Annotated in this window: 9 protein-coding genes; 2 read left to right on the top strand and 7 right to left on the bottom strand. The window is 61.5% G+C overall.

Going from position 1 to position 10,040, the window contains the following annotated elements:
• The coding region (locus VIE67_RS08045) for a DEAD/DEAH box helicase (protein WP_332025027.1) at positions 1 to 3,974 on the bottom strand (3,974 nt) is incomplete at its 3' end.
• Positions 3,975 to 4,175: 201 nt separating this feature from the next.
• On the opposite strand from VIE67_RS08045, the gene VIE67_RS08040 reads away from it, so the two are divergent.
• Entirely contained in the window at positions 4,176 to 4,580 is a 405-nt protein-coding gene (locus VIE67_RS08040) for a hypothetical protein (RefSeq protein WP_332025025.1), read from the top strand.
• A gap of 181 nt (positions 4,581 to 4,761) precedes the next feature.
• Here VIE67_RS08040 and VIE67_RS08035 read toward each other — a convergent pair whose 3' ends face one another.
• From VIE67_RS08035 to VIE67_RS08025, 3 genes are read right to left on the bottom strand one after another with little or no spacing between them, the layout of a single operon-like run.
• Positions 4,762 to 5,067 carry an addiction module antidote protein gene (locus tag VIE67_RS08035; RefSeq protein WP_332025023.1) on the bottom strand — a complete coding sequence of 102 codons (306 nt, stop codon included), beginning with the start codon at positions 5,065 to 5,067 and terminating at the stop codon, positions 4,762 to 4,764.
• The gene (locus tag VIE67_RS08030; protein ID WP_332025021.1) at positions 5,064 to 5,366 is read right to left on the bottom strand and encodes a type II toxin-antitoxin system RelE/ParE family toxin; all 303 of its coding nucleotides are present in this window, start codon (positions 5,364 to 5,366) and stop codon (positions 5,064 to 5,066) included. The genes VIE67_RS08035 and VIE67_RS08030 overlap by 4 nt, the downstream gene beginning before the upstream one ends.
• A 55-nt stretch (positions 5,367 to 5,421) precedes the next feature.
• The gene (locus VIE67_RS08025) at positions 5,422 to 6,804 is read right to left on the bottom strand and encodes an L-serine ammonia-lyase (RefSeq protein WP_332025019.1); all 1,383 of its coding nucleotides are present in this window, start codon (positions 6,802 to 6,804) and stop codon (positions 5,422 to 5,424) included.
• A 284-nt stretch (positions 6,805 to 7,088) separates the two neighbouring features.
• Here VIE67_RS08025 and VIE67_RS08020 point away from each other — a divergent pair, with 284 nt between their 5' ends.
• Complete coding sequence (locus VIE67_RS08020; RefSeq protein ID WP_332025017.1) at positions 7,089 to 7,319, top strand: glutaredoxin family protein; 231 nt, start codon at positions 7,089 to 7,091, stop codon at positions 7,317 to 7,319.
• Positions 7,320 to 7,400: 81 nt separating this feature from the next.
• On the opposite strand, the gene VIE67_RS08015 is transcribed toward VIE67_RS08020, so the two are convergent.
• From VIE67_RS08015 to VIE67_RS08005, 3 genes are all read right to left on the bottom strand, one after another.
• A complete protein-coding gene (locus tag VIE67_RS08015; RefSeq protein ID WP_332025015.1) occupies positions 7,401 to 7,817 on the bottom strand; it encodes a DUF2501 domain-containing protein in 417 nt (138 codons plus the stop codon).
• Between the two features lie 104 nt (positions 7,818 to 7,921).
• On the bottom strand, positions 7,922 to 9,286 hold the full coding sequence (locus VIE67_RS08010) for a DUF697 domain-containing protein (RefSeq protein WP_332025013.1): 1,365 nt from the start codon (positions 9,284 to 9,286) through the stop codon (positions 7,922 to 7,924).
• Positions 9,287 to 9,399: 113 nt separating this feature from the next.
• The gene (locus VIE67_RS08005; RefSeq protein ID WP_332025011.1) at positions 9,400 to 9,975 is read right to left on the bottom strand and encodes a YceI family protein; all 576 of its coding nucleotides are present in this window, start codon (positions 9,973 to 9,975) and stop codon (positions 9,400 to 9,402) included.
• Between the last annotated feature and the right edge of the window lie 65 nt (positions 9,976 to 10,040).

Genomic DNA, 10,040 nt, shown 5'->3' with positions numbered 1-10,040 from the left:
GTCACACAGGAAGAGTCGAACGTGAACTGACGATTCTTGATCAACTCGTGCTTGAGCCCGCGCGTCCAGCTTATCTTGGTGTCATCTGTCTCGATGAACCCGTCCAACTCTTTCTCGCGCGCCCTTCTGTCCAGTCCGATGTGTGCTGCGTCGAAACGGGTGACTTCTCTGTTGTAGAAATCGATCATGCGCATCATGTTGTCGCAGATTGCAGATTTCGAGGCGTTGTAGCACCACGCGTCGCGGTTGGTGGCGATTCCGAGAGAGAAGTTGTCGAACAGCTTGGTACGGCCGCCTTTCTTGTCGCCTAATGCGATGAAGTCGCTAAAGCTGTCATCGCGTTGCTTGAGCCAGTCGCCGTACCCATCCGGTGTGATGACCTGCCAATTATTTGCCCCGCTGATTCCAACAATTCCACCGAATGTGGCCATCTTTTGGAGCTTGTCTTCGCGGCTGAGGTAGTCGCCGATATCATGGAAAAAGATGCCGTATCCGGTTGCATGCGGATTCTTGACTAGAAGCGAAATCGCGATAGGTGCGCGGCTTCCAACGCCGAACACGTTGTCTTTCTCTTTGCGACGTAGCTCCCCGGCTGTACGTGCATTGCCTCTCAGGTGGAACACATAAATGCTGCTGAACTCCTCGGCAAGGCATTTGCGTAGGCCGTCGGCGGTGTTCGCATCGAGAAATCCTGCATTGGTGACGAAGCCAATCACTCCGTTATCGCCTATACGATCGCTTGCCCAGCGGATTGCCCGGATATAGCTGTCGTAAAGCCCTTTCGACAGCACAGCCCTCGAGCGTTCGGCATAGGTTTCCGTAATGCGCTGATCCAATTGCGGGTATGCGATGTTCTGGTTGTTGTCGTTCTGGCTGCCTTGTCCGACCGAATACGGTGGATTGCCGACGATGACTCGGATATCGAGCTGCTTCTGCAGTCTGCGCCGCGCACTGTTGTCGACCAACAGCGCATCGACCAGATCGTCCTTCTCGTACATCTGAAACGTGTCGGTCAGGCAGATGCCCTCGAACGGCGCATAGTCGCCTCCGACGATATCGTGATAGGTCGCCTCGATATTGATCGCTGCGATGTAATAGGCGAGCAACACGATCTCGTTGGCATGGATTTCGTGCTTGTACTTGTGTTTCAACTGTTCTGCGCTGATCAGGCCGCTCTGCATCAGACGCGTAATGAACGTTCCCGTACCAGCGAATGGATCGAGGATGTGTACCGCATTGCTGCCCAGCGTTTCGCCGAACTCGGTCTTGAGGATATGGTTGACGCTGTGGATGATGAAATCGACGACCTCGACCGGTGTGTAGACGATGCCGAGCCGTTCGGCCATCTTCGGAAACGCGTTGCGGAAGAATTTGTCGTACAGCTCGACTATGATCTTCTGCTTACCGGCTGCGTTCTCGATGCCCTCGGCGCGCAGCTTCACGCTGTCATAGAACGATTGCAGTGTGTCGGCTTCCTTGTCGAGGCGATGTTCGTGCAGCACGTCGAGCACGTTCTGCATCGCCTTCGACATCGGGTTGTGCTGGGTGAAGCTGTATTTCTCGAACAACGCGTCGAACACCGGCTTGGTGATCAGGTGCTGCGCCAGCATTTCGATGATGTCAGCGTCGCTGATGCTGTCGTTCAAGTCGTCGCGCAACTCCGCGGCGAATTCGGTGAATGCGTTGATCTCGCGTACGTTGTCCGGGTTGTCGAGAATGGCCGTGATGCGCGCGACATGCGTCTGCGCGATCTTCGCGATATCGTTCGCCCAATCCTCCCAGTGATGCCTATTGCCAACCTTCTGCACGAGCTTGGCGTAGATCGCGCGTTCGATCTCGCCGATCTCGAATTCGAGTGCGATCTGTTCGGACAGCACCGGGTTTTCCGCGATGGCGCCGATGGAATGTCCGCCTCTCGCTCGCGCGCGGGCTTGATCCGTCTTCTTGAGCGCCGTTGCCTTGCGTGCAATCGTGTCGGTGACGGCGACGATTTCCATCTTGCGGGTGTCATGGCCGATCAAGTCGAGCTTGTTGACCATCGCGTCGAAGCGATCGTCGTGCGAGCGCAGCGCCTGCAGCACCTGCCAGACGACCTTGTAGGTCTTGTTGTCGTTGAGCGCCTCGTGCGGCTCGACGCCAGCCGGTATCACGACCGGCAGCACAATGTAGCCGAGCCGCTTGCCCGGCGCGGTGCGCATGACCCGGCCGACCGATTGCACGACATCGACCTGCGAGTTACGCGGCGTCAGAAACAGCACTGCATCGAGTGCGGGGACATCGACACCCTCGGACAGACAGCGCACGTTGCTCAGGATCCGGCAGGTGTTGTCTGGCGACTCGGCCTTGAGCCAGTCGAGCTTCACCTCTTTCTCGCTCGCGTTCATGCCGCCGTCGACGTGTTCCGCCTCGCAGATCAGCTTCGGGGCGGTATCTTCGTCTTCGCTGTTTTGCTGATAGGCCTCGACCACGGCCTGGAACATGTTGGCGATGTTCTTCGAGCTGACCTTGTGCGTCTTCGCGCCTTTCTGCACCTCGATCACCTGGCAGAACGCAACCGCGCGCTTCATCGCGTGATCGTCGTCGGCCACGCTCTCCGCGAGTCCCTGTTTCGACAGCGCCTTCCAGCAGCCGATGATTTTGGCCGCGTCGTCGACCTTGAGCTGGTTATTCTCGTCCTTGAGCAGGCTCTGGATACGGCGGCTGACGTGCGCCTCCTCGATCGACAGCACGATGACCTTGTAATCGACGAGCAAGCCGCGCTTGACCGCTTCTGAGAACGTGATCAGAAAAAGTTGCTTGCCGAACAGCGCCTCGTCGTCCATCGAACACAGCGCGACGTTGTCGCGTTCGGCGCTGGCTTTGGCCGTGTCGCCGTAGATGCGCGGCGTCGCAGTCATGTACAGACGCTTGGCCGCGTGGATGAAGCCGCCGTCGTGCACCTTGACGAAGTGGCTCTCGTCGGCGCCGTCGAACGTAGCGCCGGTCGTGCGGTGCGCTTCGTCGCAGACGATCAGGTCGAAGCCGGCGAGACCATGCTCCTTCTGTGCGCGGCTGATCACGTCGATCGAATGGTAGGTGCTGTAGACGGCGCTCATGTGCTCGGCGTCGTGACGCTTGGCCATTTCGGCGGCGAGTCGAGCGGGCTCGGTCGTGGCCGGGTAGCGCAGCTCGTGCGTGAAGGTCTGCACACTGTCGTCGTCGACCTTGCGCTTCTTGCCGACATCGCTGTCCGAGCAGACAGCGAAATTGTGCAGCGGCGTCGCGCTCTCCTGCGTCCACTCGGTCAGCGTCTGCGAGAGCAGTGCGAGGCTCGGCACGAGGAACAGCACGCGCTTGCCCTTGCCTGCCAGTGCTTCGGCGATCTTGAGGCTGGCGAAAGTCTTGCCGGTGCCGCAAGCCATGATGAGCTTGCCGCGATCGGCCTGCTTCAGGCCTGCCAAGGTCGCTGTCAATGCGGATTGCTGATGCGGCAGCAGGTTTTTTTGCGGTTTGAGTAGCGGCGTTGATTTCGGCTGATACGTTGCCCAGTCGATCTGGCTGTTTTCAAGGTCGTGCAGATCGATCTTGCTGACCGGTGGCTGCTGGTCGCGTAGCGCATCCTCGGCGTGCTCGCTCCAGTTGTTCGTGGTGCTGACGATGATGCGGTGCGTGAACGGCTTCTTGCCGGAGGCCGTGAAGAAGCTGTCGATGTCCTTCTTCTGAACGCGATGGTCCTCGGCGTACTGTTTGCACTGGATCGCGTGGAATTCGGCGGTACCTTGCGTCTTGGCGACGAGGTCGATGCCGGTGTCGCGCGCATCGAGTCCCTGCGACCTGGCCCAGTCGGCGTACGACCAGACGTCGGTATACAGATCGCGATAGGTCGCTTCGTTGCGCAAGTAGGCGCATATCAGCTCTTCGAAATAGGTCCCTTTCTCGCGCTCTGAGACGGCTGCCTCGCGGCAGGCGTCGAGGACGTTTTGCAGTGCACTCACGATGAGCGCTTCGCGAAACGTGTCCTTGAGTCGCGCTTATCTCGTCTGCACCTTTCCTTGACGATTTTCGGCAGCTGCTCCAGTAACGACTTGGCCATGGCGATCGGTTGTGCATGAAACGGTCGTCAATGAAAGCAAAATTTTGCTTTGAACGAAAGCAAAATTTTCAAATGACGATGCGTCCGATCCTAAGGTCGGGTCATGAAAACCGAGCAGGTGGCGTTCGCGGAACGTCTCGCCGCAGCGATGAAAAAGGAAGGCATTGAACCAAGTCCGGTAGAGCTGGAAAGGCTACTTGCGCGCCATGGTGGCGTTCCGGTCACGCCTCAAGCGATTTCAGGTTGGCTTGGTGGCAAGCACATGCCCAAGCAGGCCAATATGCGCGCATTGGCCAAAATGGTGGGATTGGAGCCCTACGTGCTTCAGTACGGCAACAAAGTGGCGCAGGAAGTGGGGGAATTGCGAGCGACATGGCCAACCGGAGTTGGCGCCGTAGATCGGCTTGCGATCGAGGAATTTCTGAGTTTGCCGTCGTTGCAGCGCAAGCTGGTGCGCGATCTCATCCAGACGTTGGCGACACCGGAAGGGCGGCGGAAGAAGATCTGAGGGGGACTTCGCTGCTCGTTCAGAGAGGGGCGAGTTTTACGTAACGCGCAACTTCTCTTCCCCGACTGCGCGTGGAAGGGAGTCGACACTCGATCACATTCCGGCAAAGCAGCGAACTCGTACGGAATTTCGTCGAGACCTGTTCGAACCGCGCGGAATCCAAAGCCGGAATGAAGAATGGTTACGCCGCCACCGCGTGCAGCTTCACGCCCAGCGCACGGGTGACGCGCAGGATGGTGGCGAAGTCGGGGCTGCGCTCCCCCGACAGGGCCTTGTACAGGCTTTCACGCGACACACCGGCATTCCGAGCCACCTTGCTCATGCCTTGCGCGCGCGCGATGTCGCCCAGTGCCTTGGCGATGAAGGCGGCATCGCCATCGCCATCGCTTTCCTCGATGCAGGCATCCAGATACGCGGCCATTTCCTTGGGTGTGCGCAGGTGCTCGGCGACATCGTAGTCTTCGAGGACGACTTTCTTCTTGCTCATGGGAAATCACCTTTCAGGTTGCGCGCGATGCCGCGCGCTTTGCGTATATCGGCCTGCTGCGAAGATTTGTCGCCGCCGACCAGCAACAGGATCAGTTCGTTGCCGCGCCGCATGTAGTACACCCGATAACCCGGTCCGGCATCCACGCGCAACTCGGACACGCCATCTTGAAGATTGCGGTGATCGCCGGGATTGCCGTTCGCAAGCCGTTCGATCCTCGCCTGCACGCGAGCGCGCCCAGCCGTATCGCGCAGGCCATCGATCCACACTCTGAACTCGGGAGTGCGTTTGATCTCCACACGGATCAGTGTAGCCTAGTGGCTACACTTGCGCCAGACGGCGGCGACGCATCGCTCAGCACTCGATCACGTTCACCGCGAGGCCGCCGCGCGAAGTTTCCTTGTACTTGTCCTGCATGTCGCGGCCGGTATCGCGCATCGTCTTGATCACCTTGTCGAGCGACACGCGATGCTTGCCGTCGCCGCGCATCGCCATGCGCTGCGCGTTGATCGCCTTGACCGAGCCCATCGCATTGCGCTCGATGCACGGAATCTGCACAAGGCCGCCGATCGGGTCGCAGGTCAGGCCCAGGTTGTGTTCCATGCCGATCTCGGCCGCGTTCTCGATCTGGTAGATGCTGCCGCCGAGCGCCGCGGTGAGTCCGCCCGCCGCCATCGAGCAGGCCACGCCGACTTCGCCCTGGCAGCCGACTTCGGCACCCGAAATCGAGGCGTTCTCCTTGTAGAGAATTCCGATCGCACCGGCGGTCAGCATGAAATCGAGAATGCCTTTTTCGTTCGCGCCCGGCACGAAGCGGTCGTAGTAGTGCATGACCGCCGGCATGATGCCGGCTGCTCCATTGGTTGGCGCGGTGACGACGCGCCCGCCAGCCGCATTTTCCTCGTTGACCGCGAGCGCGTAGAGATTGACCCAATCCAGTATCGTCAGCGGATCGCGCAGTGACTGTTCGGGCCGGTTGCGCAGTTCCGAGCTCATGCTCGGCGCGCGGCGCTGCACCTTGAGGCCGCCGGGCAGCACGCCGGTTTCGCGGACACCGCGCGCCAGGCAATCCTGCATCGCCTGCCAGATCGTCAGCAGACCCGTGCGGATCTCGGCTTCCCTGCGCCAGACTTTTTCGTTTTCGAGCATGACTTCGGCGATGGTCTTGCCGGCCGCGGCGCACAGCGCGAGCAATTCGTCGCCGCTATGGAACGGGTATGGCAGCGGCGTCGTATCGGGCACGATCTTGTCCTCGGCCGCCTCGTCGTGATTGACCACGAAGCCGCCGCCGACCGAATAGTAGTCGCGCGTCGCCAGCACCTCGCCGCCCGCATCGAATGCAGTGAAGCGCATGCCGTTGGAGTGGTATGGCAGCTTCTGCCGCTTGTTGAACACCAGATCGGTTTTTTCGTCGAACGCGATTTCGTGCTTGCCGAGCAGGTTCAATTTCTTATCGGCGCGGATGCGTTTGAGCCTGGCCGGAATCGTGTCCGGATCGATCTTGTCCGGCCACTCGCCCTCGAAGCCGCACAACACCGCCTTGTCGGTGCCGTGTCCGCGCCCGGTGTGCGCGAGCGAGCCGAACAATTCGCCGCGCACACGCGCAACCCGCGCGAGCACGCTGGCTTCATCGAGCCAGCGCGTGGCGAAGCGCGCTGCGGCGCGCATCGGCCCTACCGTGTGCGATGACGACGGCCCGATGCCGATTTTGAACAGATCGAAGACGCTGACGGCCATAACAACTCCAAATCCTTCCGAGTATCCTACTCCGCGCCGATCTCGGGCTCTGAAATTCGGTCGCGCTTTAGCCCCTCCCCCTTGATGGGGGAGGGGTTGGGGAGAGGGTGGCGCCTGCGCAGCAGGCGCCTGCTGCGCCAGCCCCTCTCCCGCTGCGCTTCGCGCGTCGACCTCTCCCACGAGGGGAGAGGTGCGAGCGCAGCGCAGCACGCCGAATGGTACCCCGCGAAGTCATCGAATCTGGTACACAAATCGTATCCTGTGTCCGTAACCCTTAACCGTCAATGCCCCTGATTCTCTTCCAGCGCGACAACTGCCACCTCTGCGATCTTGCACTCGACGTGCTCGCGCGGGCGCATGCGCCGGACTTCGACAGCGTTTTCATCGACGGTGATGAGGCGCTGGAGGCGCGCTACGGCGAACGCGTGCCAGTATTGCGCGACGATGGCGACGAACGCGAACTGGACTGGCCATTCGATGCGCAGAAAGTCACGGGATTCTTGAGCTTGCGATGAGGCAAACGCAAAGGCCGCGGGAATCCGCGGCCTTCGCTTGCAGCCTCGAAACGCACGCCGCCGCTCAGGGCGGACGGCCCGCTACAGCAGGGACTTGGCGTGGTCGAGCACCGCGCCGCAGGCTTTCTTCGTCACCTTCGCCTTCATATCGCCCATGCCGCCCATGCCGCCACCCAAGCTGTTGAGGTCGGTACTCTTGCCGTCTTTGCTCTTCAAGATGCCTTTGGCGCCGTCGGCATAGCCGGGATCGTCCTCGCCACCGCCGGCCTTGCCCATCAACTTGTCCTTCATCGCCCCGGCCGCTCCGCCGCTGAGATAGTTGTTCTTGACGCAGAACTCGATCACACCCGCCGCATTGCCGGCGCTGCCGGAAGCGAGCGAACCCATCCCGCCGCCACCGGCAAGGTCGCCGAGACCGCCAGCCTGAGCCGAGGTGCAAAATCCGAGTATCGCGATGCTGCCGGTGAGTGAGATCGAAAAGACTTTAAGGAATTTCATGGACGCCTCCTTCAGGTTGAGTGTCACGGCGAAGATACGACGATCGAATGCGAAGAGCAAACGCGACTTGCGCGGATCCTGCGCGCGCCGATCGCACAGCGGGTTCAGCTGTTCGCGGAGGTTTTGCCGCGCAGCCGCGCCATGATCGCGCTGCGCGCTTCGCGCAGGATCGAATCGCGGTCGAGGCTGGCGACGATATCGGCGACGGCGCGCTTGGCGCCGCCTTCGCCCCAGGATTTGCCCTGCAGCAGATAGCGCTCCGCCGCGCGGCCGACGAGTTCGGTCGCGTACCAGGCCAGCGCACCCTGCGCGCCGGCGGTGACGAAGGTCGACAGGCCCGCACTGACGCCCTTGAGCGCGCTCGATACCAGATGCACACCCCAGATCGCGCCCATCAACGCGGCGAGCTGGGCGCAGATCGTCGCGATCAGGGTGCCGGCCTCGGCGCGCGTCAGTGGCTGTCCGTATACTTTTCCCAAATGCAGCACGAGGGCGACGTCGAGCGAAGCGGCGGCAAGCAGATCGGCGACCGGAATCGGATTGAGCGCGACCGCCACACCCTTGGCCAGACAATAGTTGCGGATCACGCGCTGCGCGAGATCGCGCCGCGCCGCGGCGACGCGCACGGCGACGCGATCGGAAAGATCGCCGGCGAACAGGCCGGCGTTGAGTGCCGCGAGCGTCTTGCCTTCGCGTTCGGCGATCGCACGCACGCACGCATCGAGCGCACGCACGTCCGCAGGCTGCGGCGCGCGGGTTTGCGTTTCGTTGCCGTTCGCGTCGACCTGCACGACTAGCCGATCGGCCGGCAGCGCGGCGCAGGCGACCACGTCTTCCGCGCGCACGAGTCCGGCGGTGTGTTCGCGCAATCGCACGAGCAAACGCTCGCGTTCGTCCGCGGTGTAGCGGTCGGCCTTGTTCAAGGCGAGCAGCAGCGGACGCTGGGTTTTGCCCAAAGTAGACAATGCGGCAAGCTCGCTTTGCGTCATGTCGCCGTCGACAACGAAGACGACGAGATCGCTGATTGCGGCCACGTCGAAGGCGAGCCGCTCGCGTTCCTCGCCGGACAGTTCGTTGATGCCCGGCGTGTCGATCAGATGCAGACCCTGACCGGCGACCTCCTGCCAGCGTTGCGCGTTGCGCGCGCGCGTCGTGCCGTGCAGCACGCCGGTGGCGAACGCGGTGCGGCCAAGCAGAGCGTTGCCGAGCGCGGATTTGCCGACGCTGACCCGGCCGAACACGGCGATATGCAATTCACCGGTCGCCAGTTTGTCGAGCAGGGCTTCGACTTGGGCGAAGTCCTCGGTCAGCTCGCCGCGTACGCTCTCGGGGATGCTTTTGTCGTCGAGCAGGGCGCGCAGCGCTTCGCTGGTCTGCGCGACATGCGCGTCGGCCGACGGACTGGCGGCTGCGGTCGGCGCGCCGCCAAGGCGTATGCGCAGCTTGTCCCACCAATCGTTAACGTTCATGCGCTGGCCGTCGGAAGATCAAGAGCGGATTGGCCGCAAAGAGCGCAAAAGACGCAAAGGCAGAGCTTTCACCTTGCGCTCTTGGCGCTCTTTGCGGCCAATGATCTTGCACTCTATTTGCCAGTCAGAACCAGATGCCCGTGCACCGGCACGTCGGCGCCGACATCGACCCAGTCCTTGCTGACGCCGAGGCCGAAATCCAGACGCTTGAGCGTGGTGTCGACATCAAGCGTGGCCTTGTCGCCGTTCGCGGCGAATTTGACTTTCAGGGTGACCGGTTTGGACTGATCGCGAATCGTCAGCGTGCCTTGGGCGCCGACAGCGCCGTCCGCGCCCTTGGCAAACGCGGTCGTGACAAAGTGCGCCTGCGGAAATTTTTTCGGATCGAAGAACTCGTCGCCCTTGAGCGAATCGTCGCGCTCGTCGCTGGCGGTGTCGATGCTGGCGACGTCGACCTTGACATCGAATTTCGCCTTGGCCAGATCCGCTTCGTCGTAGCTGATGGCGGCGTCGAATTTCTTGAACTTGCCGTCGAAACTCTCGCCCTGATACGAGCCCTTGAATGTCAGCGTGCTTTTTGCGGCATCGACCTGCCAGTCACGCGCGCTCGCGCTCGTTGCGACCAGCGCCAGGAGTGCCAGCGCCAGTTGCGGGCGGACTTGGAACGACTTCTTCAACATGTGCAGCATCGACGTTCTCCGAAATTGCGGAACCTGCAGTGGATATGGCAACTGTGGCCGCGGAAGCAAGCCCG

Origin of the sequence: Rudaea sp. (genome assembly GCF_036560865.1) — a bacterium.
Taxonomy (GTDB): domain Bacteria; phylum Pseudomonadota; class Gammaproteobacteria; order Xanthomonadales; family Rhodanobacteraceae; genus Rudaea.
Note: the sequence above shows the minus strand (reverse complement) of the source record. Positions and strands in the feature narration are given on the sequence as shown.